27 protein-coding genes and 1 riboswitch are annotated in these 19,434 nt (G+C 47.5%); of the genes, 20 read left to right on the forward strand and 7 right to left on the reverse strand.

Annotation, left to right across the window (positions count from 1 at the left end; translation table 11 throughout):
• The first annotated feature begins 36 nt into the window (after positions 1-36).
• Both KNO61_RS08240 and KNO61_RS08245 read left to right on the forward strand, forming a co-directional pair.
• A complete protein-coding gene (locus tag KNO61_RS08240) occupies positions 37-825 on the forward strand; it encodes a GNAT family N-acetyltransferase (RefSeq protein WP_214872922.1) in 789 nt (262 codons plus the stop codon).
• Positions 826-1,173: 348 nt separating this feature from the next.
• Entirely contained in the window at positions 1,174-2,157 is a 984-nt protein-coding gene (locus KNO61_RS08245; protein ID WP_214872924.1) for a M23 family metallopeptidase, read from the forward strand.
• Between the two features lie 44 nt (positions 2,158-2,201).
• Here the strand turns inward: KNO61_RS08245 and KNO61_RS08250 are convergent, their stop codons facing one another.
• On the reverse strand, positions 2,202-2,747 hold the full coding sequence (locus KNO61_RS08250) for a TraR/DksA C4-type zinc finger protein (protein WP_078147954.1): 546 nt from the start codon (positions 2,745-2,747) through the stop codon (positions 2,202-2,204).
• 151 nt (positions 2,748-2,898) lie between these two features.
• Between KNO61_RS08250 and KNO61_RS08255 the strand changes: the two genes are divergently transcribed.
• From KNO61_RS08255 to KNO61_RS08270, 4 genes are read left to right on the forward strand one after another with little or no spacing between them, the layout of a single operon-like run.
• Complete coding sequence (locus tag KNO61_RS08255; RefSeq protein ID WP_214872925.1) at positions 2,899-3,423, forward strand: GrpB family protein; 525 nt, start codon at positions 2,899-2,901, stop codon at positions 3,421-3,423.
• A 57-nt stretch (positions 3,424-3,480) separates the two neighbouring features.
• Entirely contained in the window at positions 3,481-3,777 is a 297-nt protein-coding gene (locus KNO61_RS08260) for a hypothetical protein (RefSeq protein WP_078147826.1), read from the forward strand.
• A gap of 2 nt (positions 3,778-3,779) precedes the next feature.
• Positions 3,780-4,253 (forward strand): GNAT family N-acetyltransferase, encoded by a 474-nt coding sequence (locus KNO61_RS08265; protein WP_168169880.1) that lies wholly within the window; start codon positions 3,780-3,782, stop codon positions 4,251-4,253.
• Positions 4,254-4,257: 4 nt separating this feature from the next.
• Positions 4,258-4,560, forward strand: coding sequence for a hypothetical protein (locus tag KNO61_RS08270; RefSeq protein ID WP_012727591.1), 303 nt, complete (start codon positions 4,258-4,260; stop codon positions 4,558-4,560).
• A gap of 39 nt (positions 4,561-4,599) precedes the next feature.
• Here the strand turns inward: KNO61_RS08270 and KNO61_RS08275 are convergent, their stop codons facing one another.
• The 3 genes from KNO61_RS08275 to KNO61_RS08285 all read right to left on the reverse strand — a co-directional run bounded on the left by KNO61_RS08275 (position 4,600) and on the right by KNO61_RS08285 (position 8,012).
• Positions 4,600-5,457, reverse strand: a complete 858-nt coding sequence (locus tag KNO61_RS08275) for a pirin family protein (protein ID WP_074035431.1) — start codon at positions 5,455-5,457, stop codon at positions 4,600-4,602.
• A gap of 105 nt (positions 5,458-5,562) precedes the next feature.
• Entirely contained in the window at positions 5,563-6,828 is a 1,266-nt protein-coding gene (locus KNO61_RS08280) for a hypothetical protein (protein ID WP_214872926.1), read from the reverse strand.
• 287 nt (positions 6,829-7,115) lie between these two features.
• Positions 7,116-8,012 (reverse strand): aldo/keto reductase, encoded by an 897-nt coding sequence (locus KNO61_RS08285; RefSeq protein ID WP_214872927.1) that lies wholly within the window; start codon positions 8,010-8,012, stop codon positions 7,116-7,118.
• A 148-nt stretch (positions 8,013-8,160) separates the two neighbouring features.
• Here KNO61_RS08285 and KNO61_RS08290 point away from each other — a divergent pair, with 148 nt between their 5' ends.
• The 4 genes from KNO61_RS08290 (at position 8,161) to KNO61_RS08305 (ending at position 10,193) form a co-directional block, all read left to right on the forward strand.
• Positions 8,161-8,772 (forward strand): protein kinase family protein, encoded by a 612-nt coding sequence (locus KNO61_RS08290; RefSeq protein ID WP_214872928.1) that lies wholly within the window; start codon positions 8,161-8,163, stop codon positions 8,770-8,772.
• A gap of 81 nt (positions 8,773-8,853) precedes the next feature.
• Positions 8,854-9,183: a four-helix bundle copper-binding protein gene (locus KNO61_RS08295; protein ID WP_214872929.1), complete on the forward strand. Its 330-nt coding sequence runs from the start codon at positions 8,854-8,856 to the stop codon at positions 9,181-9,183.
• Positions 9,184-9,275: 92 nt separating this feature from the next.
• Complete coding sequence (locus tag KNO61_RS08300; protein WP_047794753.1) at positions 9,276-9,788, forward strand: GNAT family N-acetyltransferase; 513 nt, start codon at positions 9,276-9,278, stop codon at positions 9,786-9,788.
• Positions 9,789-9,854: 66 nt separating this feature from the next.
• The gene (locus KNO61_RS08305; RefSeq protein WP_031421951.1) at positions 9,855-10,193 is read left to right on the forward strand and encodes a zinc ribbon domain-containing protein YjdM; all 339 of its coding nucleotides are present in this window, start codon (positions 9,855-9,857) and stop codon (positions 10,191-10,193) included.
• Positions 10,194-10,230: 37 nt separating this feature from the next.
• On the opposite strand, the gene KNO61_RS08310 is transcribed toward KNO61_RS08305, so the two are convergent.
• Complete coding sequence (locus tag KNO61_RS08310) at positions 10,231-11,688, reverse strand: aldehyde dehydrogenase family protein (protein ID WP_214872930.1); 1,458 nt, start codon at positions 11,686-11,688, stop codon at positions 10,231-10,233.
• Positions 11,689-11,815: 127 nt separating this feature from the next.
• Between KNO61_RS08310 and KNO61_RS08315 the strand changes: the two genes are divergently transcribed.
• Both KNO61_RS08315 and KNO61_RS08320 read left to right on the forward strand, forming a co-directional pair.
• Entirely contained in the window at positions 11,816-12,157 is a 342-nt protein-coding gene (locus KNO61_RS08315; protein WP_214872931.1) for a hypothetical protein, read from the forward strand.
• A gap of 102 nt (positions 12,158-12,259) precedes the next feature.
• Positions 12,260-12,961, forward strand: a complete 702-nt coding sequence (locus tag KNO61_RS08320) for a YjjG family noncanonical pyrimidine nucleotidase (RefSeq protein WP_214872932.1) — start codon at positions 12,260-12,262, stop codon at positions 12,959-12,961.
• On the opposite strand, the gene KNO61_RS08325 is transcribed toward KNO61_RS08320, so the two are convergent.
• Positions 12,940-13,389 carry an NUDIX hydrolase gene (locus KNO61_RS08325; protein WP_214872933.1) on the reverse strand — a complete coding sequence of 150 codons (450 nt, stop codon included), beginning with the start codon at positions 13,387-13,389 and terminating at the stop codon, positions 12,940-12,942. The two genes, KNO61_RS08320 and KNO61_RS08325, sit on opposite strands and share 22 nt — an antisense overlap.
• A gap of 55 nt (positions 13,390-13,444) precedes the next feature.
• On the opposite strand from KNO61_RS08325, the gene KNO61_RS08330 reads away from it, so the two are divergent.
• From KNO61_RS08330 to KNO61_RS08340, 3 genes are read left to right on the forward strand one after another with little or no spacing between them, the layout of a single operon-like run.
• A complete protein-coding gene (locus tag KNO61_RS08330) occupies positions 13,445-14,047 on the forward strand; it encodes a pentapeptide repeat-containing protein (protein ID WP_214872934.1) in 603 nt (200 codons plus the stop codon).
• Positions 14,044-14,871 (forward strand): aminoglycoside 6-adenylyltransferase, encoded by an 828-nt coding sequence (locus KNO61_RS08335; protein WP_214872935.1) that lies wholly within the window; start codon positions 14,044-14,046, stop codon positions 14,869-14,871. The genes KNO61_RS08330 and KNO61_RS08335 overlap by 4 nt, the downstream gene beginning before the upstream one ends.
• A 50-nt stretch (positions 14,872-14,921) precedes the next feature.
• Entirely contained in the window at positions 14,922-15,074 is a 153-nt protein-coding gene (locus KNO61_RS08340) for a hypothetical protein (RefSeq protein WP_214872936.1), read from the forward strand.
• A gap of 7 nt (positions 15,075-15,081) precedes the next feature.
• On the opposite strand, the gene KNO61_RS08345 is transcribed toward KNO61_RS08340, so the two are convergent.
• Positions 15,082-15,477 carry an ion channel gene (locus KNO61_RS08345; protein ID WP_214872937.1) on the reverse strand — a complete coding sequence of 132 codons (396 nt, stop codon included), beginning with the start codon at positions 15,475-15,477 and terminating at the stop codon, positions 15,082-15,084.
• A 136-nt stretch (positions 15,478-15,613) separates the two neighbouring features.
• A riboswitch (TPP riboswitch) is annotated at positions 15,614-15,718 on the forward strand.
• A gap of 88 nt (positions 15,719-15,806) precedes the next feature.
• Between KNO61_RS08345 and tenA the strand changes: the two genes are divergently transcribed.
• Genes tenA through KNO61_RS08370 form a run of 5 tightly spaced genes read left to right on the forward strand, consistent with a single transcriptional unit; the run spans position 15,807 to position 19,379 of the window.
• Positions 15,807-16,481 (forward strand): thiaminase II, encoded by a 675-nt coding sequence (gene tenA, locus KNO61_RS08350; protein ID WP_214872938.1) that lies wholly within the window; start codon positions 15,807-15,809, stop codon positions 16,479-16,481.
• Entirely contained in the window at positions 16,478-17,269 is a 792-nt protein-coding gene (gene thiM / locus KNO61_RS08355) for a hydroxyethylthiazole kinase (RefSeq protein ID WP_214872939.1), read from the forward strand. The genes tenA and thiM overlap by 4 nt, the downstream gene beginning before the upstream one ends.
• The gene (thiD, locus tag KNO61_RS08360; protein ID WP_214872940.1) at positions 17,266-18,105 is read left to right on the forward strand and encodes a bifunctional hydroxymethylpyrimidine kinase/phosphomethylpyrimidine kinase; all 840 of its coding nucleotides are present in this window, start codon (positions 17,266-17,268) and stop codon (positions 18,103-18,105) included. The genes thiM and thiD overlap by 4 nt, the downstream gene beginning before the upstream one ends.
• Complete coding sequence (gene thiE / locus KNO61_RS08365; RefSeq protein WP_214774084.1) at positions 18,074-18,715, forward strand: thiamine phosphate synthase; 642 nt, start codon at positions 18,074-18,076, stop codon at positions 18,713-18,715. The genes thiD and thiE overlap by 32 nt, the downstream gene beginning before the upstream one ends.
• 25 nt (positions 18,716-18,740) lie before the next feature.
• Positions 18,741-19,379, forward strand: coding sequence for an SDR family oxidoreductase (locus KNO61_RS08370; protein ID WP_214872941.1), 639 nt, complete (start codon positions 18,741-18,743; stop codon positions 19,377-19,379).
• Positions 19,380-19,434 lie beyond the last annotated feature (55 nt).

Here is a 19,434-nt window from a genome sequence, read left to right on the forward strand (position 1 = left end):
GGGCTTTATTGATTTTCATTCAGAAAGGGGAATTATATGTCGACACAGTTTACATACCGTCAAAATCCACCATTACAAGATTTATACCGCGCGTTTATGAGCGGTTTTTCTGATTATATTATTCCGTTTCAATTTGATGAGCAGACGTTCGAAGATGTTTTTCTTGTTCGTGATCAAAATCAGCCGTCCCGTTCCATTGTAGCCTATGATGGTGAAGAACCTGTCGGTGTCGTGTTAACCGGGATTGCACATCTTGATTCAGGATGGCAGACACGTTGTGGTGGGCTTGCTGTCGCCCCACATGTCCGAAAAGCAGGAGTCGCGACCGAATTGATGAAACGATTTGAAGAGGTGGCAGTAGGCACTCGTTTACTCGAAGTCATTCAAGGCAATGATGCGGCAGTGTCTCTCTATGAACGACTAGGTTACGAAACGACTCGAGAAATCCTCTACTTCCAAGCGGTGTCATTAGAAACGAACGCAGACATGACGTATGAACCGATTCAAACGTTATTTGATGAGTTGTATCCGGCGGCGAGTCACGTTCCGATTTGGCAACGCGATGTGCGCGTGACCCAACAAGCTGCTGAGTTAGTGAAAGTCGTAGAAGGGAATCGAATAGGATTTTTGTTATACCGCGATCACGTCTTGCTCGATGTTTTTGGACAAGCAGAAGAAGCGGAATGGCTATTGCGGGCGGCCGCGAGCCGATCGCCACTTCATGTCACGTTGACATCAGACCGTCCTGAATGGGTCGAAGCGGCACGACGATTGGGATTTGTCCAAGACGAGATTGCCCAATTTGAAATGGTGAAGGACGCTTGATGAAGCGGTTGTTGGTCATCTGTATCATTGCGCTGATTAGTGGAAATACCGCGACCCTGATTGCGCTGACAACAAATCTTTCACCCGACCTGTCGCGAGGTATACTAGTAGTTAGTGTGAGTGTAACACTCCTTTCCATCGGTGGTATCGTCTGGGTGGGATACTATACAAAAAAACACTAGTGAAATCCTTGTGAAGTGACACTTGAAAATATCACATCATGCTGTCATGTATGACATGAAAATGAAAAACTTCATATATTGAATTTTTTAACCCCCAGTGGTATATTCGCACTTGTAGCTTTTTTGAAGCTCATGAATGTATTAATTTGGAGGGTTTATTATATATATGTGGAAACAACTCATCATGACAGCGGGTGTTGGTGTTCTCTTATTCCAAGGACAAACCGCATCTGCCGACAACATGTCCCCGCAAGACCTCGTTCAAACGGAAAAGTCATTGCAACAAACGAAGCAGCAGGTTAAAGATACGAAGCAATCGATTCAAGCCATTCAAACAAAGTTGAAGCAAGTCGATCATAAGGCGGAGGCGTTGCGAGATAAAATTGAAGGAACTTCTAAAGAATTAGAAGAAGTGAAAGAGTCACTCGTTCCTGCAGAACAGTCGCTCTTCGCAAAAGTCGTTTCTTCGGTGTTGCCGAGTGCGAAAGCTGAGGCCGCTGAAGCGGAAGAAGCACATCAAGAGCTTGTTGAAAAGAAAAACCAAGTAAATGAAGCATTGGAGCAACTGAAAGAAGAACAAGAGCAAATTGAAGCGACACGTCAAGACGTGAAAGTGTCATATGACGAAAAGTCGAAACAATATAAGAAACAAACGAATCAGTTGAGTGATTTGAAGAAACAGTATGAAGCGATGGCACCCGATCGGTTCTTAATGCCGGCGGAAGGTCGCCTCTCTCAAGGGTTCGGTTCGGCGAGTGGACAGTTCGGATACACATTCCATAACGGTCTCGATATTGCTGCCAAAACAGGCACACCTGTATACGCCGCGGAAGCTGGAAAAGTGACAAAAGTCAGCTCCAGTGGACCTTATGGGAACCACATACAAATCGAACACAACGTAGATGGTCAAAAATGGACGACCGTGTATGCACACTTGCACAAAGTGGATGTCAAGACAGGTCAGTCGGTACACCAAGGTGAACCGATCGGTCAAATCGGAAACACGGGTAACTCGTCAGGTCCGCACTTACACTTTGAGATTCATAAAGGGGGCTACACTTTCTCGGCTAGTTCAGCTGGGAATGCCGTCGACCCGATGAAACTGGCAGAGCGCCTCGGTGGTGCTTCTCCGGTAAAAGCCACGTTTTAAGCAGACAGATGCCCTGAGCCTCTCGAATGAGGTCAGGGCATTTTTTACTGTTCGCGCGTAGGATCGTGGTTGCCTTCGCTGTCGGCAATCGTATCCGAACTGCCGTAGTCTTCTACTTGGGAGAAGGCGTCCGTTTTTTGACCAGGTTGATCCGTTCCGTCTAACTCTTTGCGTCGAGCTGTCTCATTAGGGTTCAACACATCTTCTTCGACCGGTCGATCGACTTCATGTGCGTGTTCTTCCTCTTCTTGTGCCCGGGCGTGTTCGATGCAAAGGGTGGCTTCTGGAATGACTTCCAGACGGTCTAGTTCAATGTCTTTCCCACACACCTCACATTGTCCATACGTCCCATTCTGAATGGCTAATAGTGCCTTATCGACGTCACTCAAGAACTCTTCATCGAGTTCATTAAGGGCTTGGTCTCGTTCCCGTAAAAAGAGCTCTTCGCCCGAGTCGGCAGGGTGGTTGTCGTAATGAGAGAGCTCTCCTTCATCATATGTCTCTTCCCGATTATCCATGTATCCTTCGGTTTTTGCTTTTTCTTTCAATAATCGTTTTTTAAACGTTTCGATTTGTTCTTCAGTCAACATATCCATTCACTCTCCAGTTCTCAAGTCATTAATATAAGGTTTCCCATTTTATTTGTGTACAAACCATTTGAAGTGGAATCCCTCATGTCGAGCGATGTTTAGAAAGGGTATGATGAGAATAAAGAGTTCTTTAAAAAAGGAGGAACGAATCATGCGAAAAGTTGAAGTAGTGAAATACAATCCGGCATGGAATCAAAAGTTTGAAGAAGAGGCTGGTAAATTAAGTCGGTTATTCGAAGAGGAGCTTGTCGCGATCCATCACATTGGAAGCACATCGGTCGAAGGATTGGCGGCAAAACCAATCATCGACATGATGCCGGTCGTACGGGACATCGAACGAGTCGATGACTACACGGAGCGGATGGAGGCACTCGGGTACCGTGGACTTGGTGAATATGGGATTCCGAAGCGTCGCTATTTCCGTAAAGGAGAAGAAGAACGGACGGTTCACGTGCATGTGTTTGAAGAAGGGAATCCGGATGTCATAAGACACCTTGCCTTCCGGGATTACTTGCGAGCTTATCCTGACGTTCGCGATGCGTATGGTGAGCTGAAGCTTCAACTTGCGGCACAGCACCCAGAAGACATGGAAGGATACATTCAAGGAAAGCATGACTGGGTCATCGAGACGGAACGGTTGGCGACGAAGTGGTATAAAGAAAATCAAGACGTGTGAAACCTTTTTATGGAAATGGTCGTATAATACATCAAACCTTGAAGGGGGAGATGTCGTGTGAAACGATTTCTCGGGAAATGTGTGGAATATGCTTTGGCCGCACTTGTTTTCGTCGGTCTGTTCTTTGTCCTCCGCGCGATTGCCGGAGACTCGGACAAAGGGTACATGTTGACATTGCTCGGTACATTTTTTCTCGTCTTACCTAGTTCGCTCTTGATTGGTTACTTTTTGGCCCGTCCGCTTCAACGTCGCCTAAATGGGAAAGGAACGGAGGCTTCGAGTGAGCATACGTTGCGCGGAACTGAAAAACCGCACGGTGTAAACGAAGATCGAAACCATTCAAACTATACCTGATGATGGAGATCACATTTATCCCTACGATTGATGCCCGTCTCATCGCACGGTTGAATCGTTCCATCCATGAGCATCACGTCCATATGAATCCGACCTTTTTTGCGGAGTATGAGGAAGAGAAGATGTACGAAGCCTTTTCGACACTGATTGGAAGACCCGGCCATCACTATATGGTGATGCAGCTTGAAGCAACTCCAATCGGTTACATATGGTTCGAAGAGAAAGTGGGTGAGGCGAACGCGTTTCGTCAAGCTGTTCGCGTGGTGTATGTTCATCACATCAGTATCGACCCCATGTATCAACGGAACGGTTACGGTCGACGTGTGATGGAATGGATGGAGCAATGGGCGCTTGACCACCAATTCAGATCGATTGAACTAGATTACTGGATGAGTAATACGGATGCCGCCTCGTTTTATGGCGAAATCGGGTTTACCCCAAAACGTCAGATTGTTATGAAAAAATTGGAGGAATAACATGATGGAATTACTCACAATTGGATTAGGAATTCTCGGAGTTCTGTCGTTAGGTTGGTTCTTTTATAGTTACTGGCTCGGATATAAGGGTGGCAATATCGTCATGACCCTCGATGAGCACTATACAAAACTAGAAGAGTACGTACCTGCTATCTTGTCGAAACTATACGAAGATGGAAAGAGCGCTCACTACCTTGGCGACCGCAAGTTTGAAGTGGAGGGCAAGCGTTACGTTCTCGTCGAACGGACTGTCCCGATCGGTCATGTTCCAACACAACAGACGGTCCTACAACCAGATCGATCATAATCAGAAAAGGGAGCTCTCTAGTCGAGAGGCTCCCTTTGTTTATTTGACGGCTGGGGGACCGAATCCGCCGCTATGATAATCGCGGAAAGCTTGGCGGATTTCTTCTTCCGTGTTCATCACGAATGGACCATGCGCAATATAGTCTTCGCGAATCGGTTTTCCGGAATAGATGAGCACCCGTGTACGCGTCGTGGCCTTCAGTTGAAGTGTGCTCATCGCTTCAGATGTTTCATCGAACGTCAGTGTCGCCACATCAGTTTTACTGAGCGGAATTTTGGAAGACCCAACTTCAATTGAACCAGCGAGTACGTACAAAAAGCTGTTATGATTCGCAGGCAAGATATGTTCGTATTCGCCACCTTCTTTCAGCGTTATTTCTGTCATCGTGATGGGGACGAGACTTTCCATCGGCCCTTTTACACCCACAATTTCTCCGGAATAGACACGAAGCTGCCCGCCGTCGAAAGGAACGAGGGGTGCGTCCTCGACGTATACGTTCTGATAGGAAGTGGTTGTTGTTTTTAACGACTTCGGCAAATTCAACCAGAGCTGCAGCGTATGGATCAAATCATCGTCAACCGCTTCTTCGGCGTGTCTAGCGGCCCATCCGGCGTTCATATACTGAACATCACCGGCGTCCAAAATCGAATGTCCCCCATGATTATCAATATGTTCTAGACGACCATCGATGACATACGTGATTGTTTGAAACCCACGATGGGGATGGTCCGAAAACGTCCCACGCTTGAACCAGTCTTCTGCCATCAAAATAAATGGATCGAACTCCTCTTTTTGTTCTGGAGGTAACACCCAGCCCTGTTGCACATGGGGATACCCGTTTTGTCGATAGGAGACGCGCCAATGATGGTTCACGTCACGTATAAATGGATTTGTCACAAAGATTCACTCCTTTCTCTTCCTATCTTCCCAAAAAATATGTCTCATCGTACTATATTTGCTTCATGAATATGCAAAAAGACAGACGCATTCGCATCTGTCAGATTAAGTGTTTTGTTCAAACAGGTTATACCACTTGATGGCATCCTCACGTAATAGCTTAAAATGGGCGCCTGTCTCTGAATTGGTCACGTACACATCTGCACCATCATAGCTAACATCAAACGTTTGGGCGCATATCCCTTGAAATAGGGTCACATAAGGTGTGGAAGCGGTCTTACCTGCATAGGCGGTCGCGTTGGCTCGTTTGATGGCGCCAAAAATAAATTCTATTTCATCTTGACCGACATGTTGTAGGAAGGAGGCATCTTTTGATTCCGTTCCAAGGAGTGCCAAGTCATGAAAAATGACATGACGTTGGCTACTTAATTTGTCGTGAATTTGTTCACTCAATTCTTTTCCATACAACAACTTGGGTTCATGATACGTCAAGGAGACGTTCTGACGATGGGCCGTTCCGTTTTTCATGAACGTAAAACTGTAGAGTGGATACTCGTGACCTGGCACAAGAACCGAAGGGAGTTGCGGAGCTGTTTTGGCTCCGAACATTTGTGAAATATGCGCTTCTTTCGGGCGCAATACTTCTTGATAGTCATTTTGATCTCGGCTTGTATAAATCGCGTATTGTAACACCTCATCAGACTTTTCTGTCCCGAGCCCGAGTGACAAATAGGGATGCCGTGTTGATTCGACAGGAATGACGAGGCGGTCTTTGGCTTCGGACGATGTAAAGGTCAGTTCAAATTCACCACTGAAAGGCATCGTGATATGGAAAAGTGTATGCTCGATCCCTTCTCTTTCTGGATAGGGCTCATTACCTATCGGCTTTTTCATCTCTTTTGCGAAATGCTCATATTCATGGGGCTCAGCAAATCGGAATTTCGGAACGTCCGGATAAGGTTCGGCCGTATATTGAACATCGTTTAAACTTTCGGGAAGCGTGTTAATTTCGGTAGCATATGTGACGGAATCGAGTTGACATTGGACATATGATTTATTTTCGACAGTGAATAAAGTTGCGGTTGGAAAAGAAGATTCGGTGGCGGCATCAGTCAATGGTTGGTTCAATGTGACCGTCCCGAGCCAATGTCTTTCACCACTTGGAATCCTTTGAATCGCGTTGTCAGGCTGACATAACTCGATAATCGCTGCACGATCCGATTCGGGCATTTCAATTTGTTGTCCGTTTGGTAACAGGGCACGTCCTTGATAATATTCAGGAGCGGGTTGGAGTCGGAGTGCGCGTTCTCCCTCGCATCCGAATAAGAAAAACAGGATGACGAGGGTACTGAAAATCAGGTACTTTTTCACATCGGTACTCTCCTTCGATGAATCACTTTCACCATTCTAGCACCATTTTTTTGTGACTTTAGTCTTAGGAAAATTAATTTGTTATTTCGAAAAAAAATCAAAAAAACCGTCCAACTTGAACTGGACGGGGAATAAAGCCATTTATGACTTGTTTTTACTTTTTAACCTTTTTTCGTATGTCGATTTTTGACGAAAAAACGTTGATATTACGAGACATTGAAAAAAGTCGATTATTCTTCTAAATTATCACTTTATAATTCAGTGGGATTTATTTGATGAAGTTTCCTTCAATCAACATCTCGACCGCGTGTCGCCTTCAAAATTTCGAACCATTCTTCACGAGTGAGGTCGATTTGAAGGGCGTCGACTCCCATCTGAACGCGCTCGATTTTTCCGGATCCGATAATCGGCATAATGTTCGCAGGGTGTTTGACGAGCCATGCATACACAATCGAGTCAATTCCGCTTGCATTGTGACGTACACAAATTTCCTCGAGTTTTTCACGAAGGGGTGCATACTGTTCATCTTTGAAGAGTTGACCACCGGCTAGTGGACTCCAAGCCATAAGTGGCATCCGTTTTTCGTGGCACAAATCGACCGATCCATCCTCAAAATGTTTCAATTGCATCGGAGAGAGTTCGAGTTGATTCGTCACAAGTTGGAATGGAAGGCGAGATTGAAGCAAGTTCTGTGTAGCCGGAACATGGTTAGATACACCGAATTCACGTACTTTACCACTATCGCGCAAGATGATGAAGGCTTCGGCCACTTCATCCGGATTCATCAGCGGATCTGGACGGTGGATGAGTAATGTATCAATGTAGTCAATGGCCAACTCTTTTAATGAACGCTCTGCTTGCGCAATGATATGCTCTTTTGTCGTATTGTAATAATTGAGTGTTTGACTTGCGTTGAATGACCCCGTCAATTTAATTCCTGTCTTTGTGACGATCTCCATTTGATCTCGGAGTTCAGGCTTTAACTTTAAGGCTTCTCCAAATAAACCTTCACATGTGTAACCGCCATAAATGTCTGCATGGTCGAATGTCGTGATGCCAAGCTCGAGACATTGTTCGATGAATGTGAGGCGTTCCTGTGGGGTCATGTCCCAATCAGCGAGACGCCACATCCCATGGACGATGCGTGAGAATGATAATTCTTCTGTCAAAGCGATGCGTTGCATAGTAACTCCTCCTTGGTTGTCAGTCGCTCTTCATTATACGTCTTACGAGAAAAGACGTCACTTGTCACCTACTCGAGCAGTTTTGGCGTCAAATGAGCTTGTATGCGCTATGATGAGAGGGAAAAGAAATAGGAAAGAGGCGTGACAGATGAGTGACTATGAACAATATGCGGATGTCACCTTCGAACAGGTGGGTGACTCGTTTCAGGTAGCCTCGATGCACCCAGATCTTCGTTTACATGGGATTGGACGAAGTGCGGCCGTGTTTCGTTTAAAGGAGAAGGATCGTGTCATTAAAGTGTTCTTTCCAGGTTATGAACAAATCGCAACCGAAGAGGCAGCGATCTATGAAAAACTTAAGGGACTCCCTTACTTTCCGAAGTGCTATGAGTCCGGTGCGTCATATATCGTGATGGATTACATCGAAGGAAAGACACTATTTGAGTGTCTGACGGAAGGCGTCTGGATTGATCCTTCTTACATCGAGGTAGTGGATGAAGCGCTTCGACAAGCACGGTTATTAGGACTAACGCCATCGGATGTCCACTTGCGTAATATCATTTTGGCACCGAACGGACAGATTTTCTTGATTGATTTGGCACGTTTCAGACAAGGGCAACAAATCGATCATCAGTGGGAAGACTTGAAACGAATGTATCGATTGTATCGCTATCGTTTCATGCCGAAACAATATGACGAGACATTACTGAATCGAATCGCTTACTTGTATCGCAAGTTCGTGAACGATCCGGATTCTTGAGCCGGGGCGTTTTTCTTTTGCCGATTAGGGAATAGGAGTAACGTGTCCGAAATTGCAGAAGAAATGAAAGGGGAATGATGTATGGCTCATCGTATCTATGCGAACGAACTCGAAATGCTCCACGAATGTGTGGAAACGTGCAACTACTGTCTGGAATCTTGTTTAGAAGAAAAAGATGTACAGATGATGATCGATTGTATCCGACTGGATCGGGAATGTGCCGCTGCCTGTGCGTTTCTTGCGGAAGCGATGACGCGTGATTCGGCATTCGTTCCTGAACTCGCGCGAGCGTGTGCAGTCATCTGTAAAGCATGCGCACAGGAGTGCGGGAAACATAAGCACGCACATTGTCAGGAATGCGCAAGAGTTTGTACAGAATGCGCCTCGATGTGTGACCGCTTGGCCGCATGAGTTGAGTGACCGGTTGATGGGACCGGTCACTTTTTTCGTGTCTTTTGAAGAGGGGATTCGTATAATGAAAAAAACGAAAAGGTGGTATGGGGATGATTCGCAATTGTCGACGAGATGATCTTCAAATGATTTTACATATTTACAATGATGCGATTGTAAACAGTACGGCCGTCTATCACTATCAACCGGTGACGCTCGACAATCGAGTGGCATGGTATGAGGAGAAGAAAGAGCAAGACTGTCCGATCATCGTGTGGGTCGAGGATGATGTGGTCATGGGGTTTGCGACGTTCGGTCCGTTCCGTCCGTGGCCAGCGTACCATTATACGGTCGAGCATTCGGTATACGTGCATCCCGGTTACCGCGGGAAAGGCATTGGCAACAAACTGTTGAAAGAAATCATCCGTATCGCCGAAACAAGAGGAATGAAAACGGTGATTGGTGGAATTGACGCATCGAACGTGACGAGTATCCGTGCGCATGAAAAAGTTGGATTCGTTCATTCCGGTACGATTCGAAATGCCGGATATAAATTCGGCAAATGGCTCGATCTATCGTTTTATCAACTTGATTTAGAAGGTCCTGCATCGCCTACAGAAGAATGAACGGTCTAGAAAGACTGAGCCACCATACGATATACTGGAACGAGTGAATCGAATGGAGGAAATGGAATGACTGAGTACCCGAATTGCCCTAAATGCCAATCATCTTATGTGTACGAGGATGGTCCGTTGCTCGTATGCCCGGAATGTGCCTATGAATGGTCACCGAGTGAGGCGGCAGAAGCGGAAGCGGCGTCACAAATCAAAGATGCAAACGGAAATCCGCTTCAAGACGGAGATACCGTCACCGTGATTAAGGATTTAAAAGTGAAAGGGACCTCGCTTGTCGTCAAACAAGGAACGAAAGTGAAAGGGATTCGACTCGTGGAAGGTGACCATGATATCGATTGTAAAATCGAGGGACTTGGTGCGATGAAACTGAAGTCGGAGTTCGTGAAGAAAATCTAAAAAAGTGTTTCGGCGAGTTGCCGAAACACTTTTTGTATTACGAGAAGAACGGTTTGTACTCGCGACGTTCATGCATGATGGACACCCATTGAAGCGTCGTGAACTCTTCGAGTACCCATTCACCGTTAAATCGTCCGAGACCAGAGTTTTTCTCGCCCCCGAACGGCATGTGCGGTTCATCGTTGACCGACTGGTCGTTGATGTGAATCATGCCGGTTTCGACTTTTCGTGCAAAGTTGGTTGAACGATAAACCGAGCCGTGGACAGCACCGCTCAATCCGTACGGTAATTCGTTCGAAAGACGGACAGCCTCTTCGTCATCTTTAAACGAAAGGATGACCGCGACAGGACCGAATATTTCATTTTTCGCGAGCGGCATGTCATTCGTGACGCCACTGAGGACGGTCGGTTCGAGGACGTTGCCGTCCGCTGTCCCGCCAGTATGAACGGTCGCACCGGCATCGACGGTTTTCTCAATTTGCTCTAAGATACGATCGACTTGATCGTGGTCGATGAGCGGACCGACTTGCGTATCTTTTTCATTCGGGTCACCCGCTTTCAACTGTTTAACGCGCTCGACATAACGCTCCACGAACTCGTCATGAATCGATTCGGCGACGAGGATTCGGTTCGTCGACATACAGATTTGTCCTTGGTGGAAGAACTTGCTGTAGACGGCTGATTCGACGGCACGGTCAAGGTCGGCATCATCGAGCACGACGAACACGTTATTTCCCCCGAGTTCAAGTGCTGTTTTCTTCAACAAACGACCTGCCTTTTCTGCAATCCCTTGACCAACCTCAGTCGAACCTGTGAACGAGATGAGACGTGGGATTGGGTGTTCGACGATGGCGTCCCCGATTTCAGACCCTCGTCCGACGACAACGTTGAGCACACCTTTCGGAAGTCCTGCTTCTTCGAAGAGGGATGCGAATAGGAGACCACCTGTGACCGGTGTCGCAGTGGCCGGTTTGACGACGACCGTATTCCCGGTTGCAAGAGCTGTCACGATTGAACGGACAGCCAAGTGGAATGGGAAGTTCCATGGGCTGATGATGCCGATGACCCCAAGTGGTTTGCGATATACCCGGTTCTCTTTATTCGGAACAATCGAAGGTTTGATGAGCCCGTCCATACGGAAAGGGAACGTCGCGGCTTCTTTGATGATGGCCATTGATGCGGCGAACTCACTCTCTGCTTTGATGCGTGTACTACCGGACTCTTTCACGAGCCAATCGACGATAAAGTCTTTGTTGTCCATCGTCAGCTGGGCAAACTTCTCAATCAATTCACGGCGTGCTTGTGGAAGTATGTCGGCCCAGTCCGTCTGGGACGCTTTCGCTGCTTCATAAGCACGATTCAAGTCCTCTTCATCCGCTGATTGAATCGAGAAGAGAGTCTCGTTCGAGAATGGATTGACGTTGTCGATCGACTTCTCGCTTGAGCCATTTACCCACTCACCATTGATGTACATGTTCGTAAAATCTGTATGCATATTTGAACACTCCTTTATTTTTTCTTCACCATAAGAAGTATTCACTTGTTTTAGAAAAATAAACATGTCAATGTTTTGGATTTGGTAAACTTGAATCAAGTAAATTCAACAAATTTAGGAGCAGACGATGAAAACTTTCTGTGTGAGTTTATTCCTCTTCGTGCCTTGGGCATTTTTTGTGGCGGCAATGGATTATGTATGGGGTTTTCCATTTGGATATTTGATTGTACCGGTGATCATTTGGTGGGTAACAAAACAATCTTTGAGACATTTGCAAATACGCTTTGTATTAGCTTCCTTGCTTGGATCGTATGGTGTGTCGGTTTATTTGGTCTACTTGTTTGAGAACGATTGGGGATACTTCTTCAAGCCGTTAACGCTCAGTGGGGTCGTTCACGCATGGTCGGTCGCGATATTGATTGGGGTACTCGTGATATTGATTCATTATGGAGCTCAAAAATCAAACTAGTCATCTAATAGACATTGAGAGGGGGATACGTCATATCTCCCTTTTTTGATGTTCGTTTCTACTTCCTGTACAGTTAGACGAAGAGAGGGGTTAGAAAGAGATATGAAACGTTATGAAGCGATTTTATTTGATATTGATGACACGCTACTAGATTTTAAACAAAGTGAACATGTCGCCTTGGAACAGTTACTTGCATCCTACAATGTCCGGATGACGGATGAGGTGAAGTCGCGCTATGTCGACATCAACACGGGCCTGTGGCGTGCGTTTGAGCGCGGCGAAGTGGACCGGGAAGAAGTGCTCATCGGTCGTCATACGAAACTGTTCGATTCGCTCGGTCTCACGGTCGATGGACCATATGTCGAACAGCAATATCGAGACTACTTACATGCAGGCGTGCACATGGTTGATGGTGCTTTGGAGGTCGTGCAAAAGCTGAGCAACGATTATCCGCTCTATATCGTCACAAACGGTGTGACGGAGACGCAATTCAAACGGTTAGAGTCATCGGGACTATTGCCGTACTTCCAAGATGTCTTCGTATCGGATGCGACCGGCTCGCAAAAACCGATGAAACCGTTTTTCGACTATGTCTTCGACCGAATCCCGAATGTAGCGCCAGAGAAGGGCTTAATCATCGGTGACTCGGTCACGGCAGACATCGCCGGTGGACGGATGTATGGTTTGGATACGTGCTGGTTCAACCCGAACGAAGTGGCCGCGACAATCGAGTCAACGTATGAGATTCGACATTTAAACGAGTTGAAATCGCTTCTCTACGTTCAAGCCGGATTGAGTGAATGAGCTGGCAAGCGATTTGGTAGTTGAGCAAGTACTTCCGGATAGAGCGTGACGTCTTGAAGACGGTCAAGCTTTTGCCAACGATAGATGAGGTGGTCTCCTTCGGGTCCATAGAAGTCTCCGTCTTGGAGCGGGAGGTCACCGTCTACATAAAAGTACAGTCCAATCTCATGAAACGGCTGGTCATTATAGGTAAACAAGTTCTCGTGCACGAAGGCGAATGAGGTATCGGTCACACGCATGTTCAATTCTTCATGTAACTCGCGTGCGAGAGCCGTGGCAGCCTCTTCACCGAGCGTGACGCGACCGCCGGGTAATGCCCAAAAGTCATCCCGGACGTTTTGGTGAATCAATACGTGACCGTCTTTCACAAAAATACCGGCAACGCGGTAATTGAAAACGCCGTGTTCAGTAGGAAATACGAGATCCATCTATATCACTTCCAATCATTGTAATCTGTTCTAGTATACCTGAAGGAGGGATCATATGTTTCAACCACATACGCAATATCGAGATGAAGATTTTCGTGACGTGACACTCCGTGACGAAGTGTTGTCACACATCACGTTCGAGAACTGTCGCTTCACATACGTTGATGCGACGGAACTACAGACGGAACGCTGTCAGTTCATCAACTGCGACTTCACGGATTCAAAATGGAATGCGTCCCGTCATGTCGGGAGTTCATTTTTGAACTGTCAATTCCATGGTGCCAATTTGTTCACGAGTGAGTTTGGGCAATGTAAAATGACGGGGTCTTCCTTTGAGGAGAGTCAGTTTGAAGGCGTCCTTGTAACAGAAGGGGATTGGTCGTTCGTCAACCTTCGTCACGTGTCGCTCAAAAAAATGGATTGGTCCCATGTACGCTTAGTCGAAGCGGACCTATACGGAACGGACTTGACCGAGACGGTTTGGCATCAGGCGGACTTGTCACGGGCGACACTTCAACATGCGGTGTGCCGTGGTGCCGACTTTAGAGGAGCACTTGTCGACGGGGTTGATTTTTCGAACGTGACGCTACAACAAACAAAACTAGACGCGATGCAGGCGATTCAAGTCGCGCGCTCATTGGGGGCGATTGTAGAATGAAACCAGAACAAATCATTGAGCAGTTGACTGCGTTCGCAAAAGAACGCGAGCACATTCGAACGGTCGTCTTGAACGGCTCACTCGTCAATCCGAACATCCGACCAGACCCGTACCAGGATGTCGACCTTGCCTTTTATGTGGAAGACGTCCGAGCGGTTGCGGCCGATCGCTCATGGATTGACACATGTGGAGAGGTATTAATCATGCAGACACCTGATACGGCTGATTCCGAACGACATGTGACATTTTTGGTGCAATATGTAGACGGACATCGGATTGATTTGACGATTCGGAGTGTGGATCAACTTGAAACCATGCTCGAAGCCGACTCGCTCAGTCAAATTATCTTCGACCGAGACCATCATCCAGTCGTCACGCCGTCTGACCTGTCGTATCGCGTGAAACGTCCGTCTGCTGATGAATATGCCGCATGTTGGAATGAGTTTTGGTGGGTATCGCTCTATGTCATCAAAGGAATCAAGCGGCATCAAGTGTTATACGCGCTCGACCACCTCGATATCATGCGGAACATGCTCCGGCAGATGATGGAATGGAACATCGGCTATGCGACGAACTTTTCTGTGAATCTTGGGAAATCGGGCGACGGGATGCGCGACCACTTGCCAGAAGAATTGTGGGAGATGCTTACGGCGACGTATGCCTCGGCTGAGCTGAGCGCGATCGAAGACACACATGACCGCCTGCAATCACTCTTCTTCTTTTGCGCGCAGCGTGTTGCGGAACAAGGTGATTTCGTCTTCCGGGAAGAAGAAGCCAGACGCGTCCGTGCCGCATGTGCTACACTTCGACATTCGAACGATTAATGAGGCCGAGAGCCGGGAAACGCTCCTTATAGAGAAAGGAGCGTTTTTTCATGAACCCATATACGACATTTATTGCTCTTCTAGTCGGAAGTCTTGTCCTCTTTGTCGGCATTCGTTTAAAGAAATGGCCGATCATTCTGGTTGCGATGCTTCCCCTTGGTCTCGTCGCATTTAATATGATCTTACTCATCACGGGGCGCTAGGACATGTTCACTTGTCTTTTTGATACATCGATTTGATGAAGAAGGCACTCGGTAACAAAATGCCGATGGCGCCTTCGATGATGGCGAATAATCGGGTCAAACCAATCGGCAACAAATCACCAAAGCCAATCGAAAGTAAAGTGACACCGCTAAAATACAATAAATTATCCCAAGTCGGTTCGACGGCATTCATGGATTCGAGTGAAGTCACAAGAATGACTGAATCACGAGACAAAGCATAATAAATCAATGTGAATCCTAACATGACACCAAGTAGGCTGACGAACAACTGAGCGAACAATCTCCCGTCAAATCCTGTTTGCTTGTACGTTTTACGTTTGAAAAACCAAAATACGTTCAAACTGATGAAGAGTAAGGCAATCGTCAATAAAATGGTATTCAATCTCTACACATCCTTTTCATGTAAATGAGTTCATTTATCCATTCCCTAAGCGATGAATGAAAAACAGAATCGGAAAAGGTTTGCAATTGATCAAAAGATTGATAGAATGTGGTCGAAGACGACTGAATTTCATAATGTTTGCCACTAGGGGAGTCGCGTCACGCGGCTGAGATGGACAAGGTCCAGACCCTTCGAACCTGATCTAGTTCACGCTAGCGTAGGGAAGTGGGCGAGACGACTCATATGGCTTCACCTATATATGACTGTTCGAGACGCCGCTTCCGTTATGGGAGGCGGCGTCTTTTTATCTTTTATAAGGGGGAGTTATTATGAAATTTACAGATCACTTACGTCAAGAGGCGGATGGATTGTTTGAAGCAAGCTTTCATCATCCGTTCGTTCGTTCACTCGGAGAAGGGACGCTCGATGAGAAGAAATTCAGACATTACGTCATGCAAGACTCATACTATTTGAATCAGTTTTCAAAAGTGCAGGCCAAAGGGGCAACCCTCGCTCCGACGATGGAACTATCGAGCCGCTTTTTGACGCATGCGCTACACACGATTGAGGCGGAACTCTCCCTTCATCGAGAGTTCTTTACGATGCTCAACGTGACGGATGTCGAATTGGCGACCTTTGAACCGGCACCGACCGCTTATGCGTATGCGCTCCATATGCAACAGGCAGGACCGACACTCGGGGACGTGCTGGCATCGATTCTTCCATGCTACTGGGTGTATTACGAGATTGGTGAACGTCTGAAAGACAAGCGTCCGGACCATCCGATTTATTCGGCCTGGATTGCGACGTATGGTTCGGAATGGTTCCGCGAACTGGTGGAAGAGCAAATCGATCGGTTGGATGAACTGGCTGGTCAAGTGACAGAAGAAGAGCGCGTGCGCTATACGAAACTATTCTTGAAGAGTTGCTATTACGAAGTCGCTTTTTGGGAAATGGCTTGGACGCTTGAGTCGTGGTCATTGTCGCAGGAGGTCAACCAATGAGACATGAGATTTGGAATGAGATTCGACAGCAGGCGCCATTGATTCACAACATCACGAACACGGTTGTGGCGAATTTTTCAGCGAATGGACTGCTCGCGATCGGCGCCTCTCCAGTGATGGCAGACGCAATTGAAGAAGTAGCAGAGATGACATTCGTGAGCGACGCGCTCGTGTTAAATATCGGGACACTTGGAACAATGACCGAAGCGACGATGATTCGTGCAGGACAGGCGGCGAATGAAGCCGGATGTCCCATTGTCCTCGATCCAGTCGGAGTCGGAGCGACGTCATTTCGTCGAGATGTGGTCGAACGCATTATGCGTCACGTTCGTGTGTCGGTCATTCGAGGGAATGCAGGAGAGATTGCGACATTGATTGGTGTCGATTGGGCGGCTCGTGGTGTCGATGCGGGTGACGGTGCATGCGAGCCGAGACAATTGGCGCTTGAAGCAGCGAAACGATACGGAAGTGTCGTGGCCGTGACTGGAAAAGAAGATATGGTCAGTGACGGACATGTCGTCATGGAAGTCCGAGGTGGGACGAAACGGATGACTGAGACGACCGGTACAGGGTGTTTACTGAGTGCGGTGGTCGGAGCTTGCTTGGCAGTCGAAAAGAATGCCCTCAAAGCGACGGTGACCGCCATGTCAGGCTACGCCTATTGTGGGGAGCTAGCGAGTGAACGGGCAGAAGGGCCGGGAGACTTCCCGATTCACTTTTTAAATGCACTCCATCAATTGACGCAATATACCATCCCGACGAATCGAATCGAGGTGTCGACATCATGAGACCGCAAGTATTGACGATTGCAGGATCTGATTCAGGGGGCGGAGCTGGGATTCAAGCCGATCTAAAAACGTTTCAAGAGCTCGGTGTGTTCGGGACGAGTGTGTTGACTGCGATTACCGCCCAAAACACACTTGGGGTTCATGGAATCGAGGCGATTTCCACGGAAATGATTATCCAACAAATTGATGCGGTAGCGGATGATTTTAACATCACCGCTTGTAAAACCGGGATGTTGGTGGATGCGGAACGAATTGAAGCGGTAGCGAAAGGGCTCGAACGATATCATTTCGAACATGTGGTGGTCGATCCGGTCATGGTGGCGAAAGGTGGCGCTTCCTTGTTGCAAGTTAGTGCAGTCGAAGCACTGCGCACGAAGCTGCTACCGCAGGCAACCATCGTGACCCCGAATATTCCTGAAGCAGAAGTCTTAGCGGGAATGGACATTCGAACGGAGGCAGACCGTATGAAAGCCGCGCAGGCGATTCGAGCCCTTGGGGTCGATACGGTCATTATCAAAGGTGGGCACGCGGATGATGTGGAAGCCGTTGATTTAATTATGAGTGAAACTGAAGCGTTCCGTGTAAAAGCACCTCGAATCCAAACGAAAGATACGCACGGGACGGGATGTACGTTCTCTGCAGCTTTGACGGCCGAACTGGCATATGGGAAGACATTGCGTCAAGCAGTCGTAGATGCAAAACAATTTATCCATCAAGCGATTACACATGGATTATCGATTGGACAGGGGCATGGACCGACGAATCATTGGGGACATCGTTTAGCGAAAGAAGAGGTGATTACCGTTGACGTCATGTACGAAACAAGCGCTCGCTAAGCAGCTTCGCCTTTACTTTGTGTGTGGAACGACGGATGCATCTGATTTGGTAGCGACCGTCAAAACGGCTCTTCGATGTGGTGTGACATGTTTTCAATTTCGCGAAAAAGGTAAAGATGCATTGTATGGAGATGAAAAAGAAGCAATGGCAAGGACGCTCCACCGTCTGTGTAGAGAAGCGGGTGTTCCGTTCATCGTCAATGACGACGTCGACTTGGCGCTCGCGATTGACGCGGATGGCATCCACGTTGGACAGGATGACTTACCTGCCAAACAGGTTCGAGAACGGCTAGGACCAGATAAATGGTTGGGGGTGTCTGTCCATACGATGGAGGAAGTCAGAATGGCTCTTCCATTTGCAGATTATGTCGGCATCGGTCCGATTCATGAGACGCAAAGTAAGTTGGATGCAGGACAAGTGCGTGGTACGGAACTGATTCAACAGGTTCGCCGACACCACCCACTGCTTCCGATTGTGGGGATCGGGGGCATTCGTCCAGAGCATGTCCCTGCTATTATGGCTGACGGGGCTGACGGTGTTGCCGTCATCTCTGCCATCGCTTCTGCACCGGATGTAGCAACGGCTACCCGGCGTTTCGCTTGTCTATGAATTCAATTTTTGAGGAGGAAGACAGATGAACGTATTTGTTATCGGTGCAAACGGTCAGATCGGCCGTCAGTTTGTCGAAAAATTACACAATGAAGGGAAGCATCACGTCACAGCGATGGTTCGTAAAGAAGAGCAGCTCGAGGATTTCAAGTCAAAAGGATACAACGCGGTACTCGGTGACCTTGAAGGTTCGGTAGAAGATTTACAGAAAGCCATCGATGGAATGGACGTCATCGTGTTCGCGGCTGGTTCTGGTGGAAGTACCGGCGCAGACAAGACGCTCTTGATTGACCTAGACGGTGCAGCAAAGAGTATCGAGGCGGCACAAGCGAACGGGAACATCAAACACTTCGTCATGGTCAGTGCCTTGAAAGCAGAGGATCGCTCGGCTTGGCCAGATTCGATGAAACCTTACTACGTAGCGAAGCATCATGCCGATCGTTTACTCGAACAGAGTGGACTCACGTACACGATTGTACGTCCGGGTGCATTGACAGATGATGCAGGAACGGGCAAAGTGAACACGCAATTCGAGGGAAGTGGAGAGATTCCACGCGAAGACGTGGCATCATTCTTGGTGCATGTCCTCCATAACCATGCAAATGCGCAGAACAAAGCGATTGATTTGATCAAAGGGGATACCCCAATCGAAGAAACGTTATAAGTGTGTGACATCAAAAACGGGATGAGAAAACCATCCCGTTTTTTGTCGCGTTAAA

Source organism: Exiguobacterium sp. s140, assembly GCF_018617035.1.
Classification (GTDB): domain Bacteria; phylum Bacillota; class Bacilli; order Exiguobacteriales; family Exiguobacteriaceae; genus Exiguobacterium; species Exiguobacterium profundum.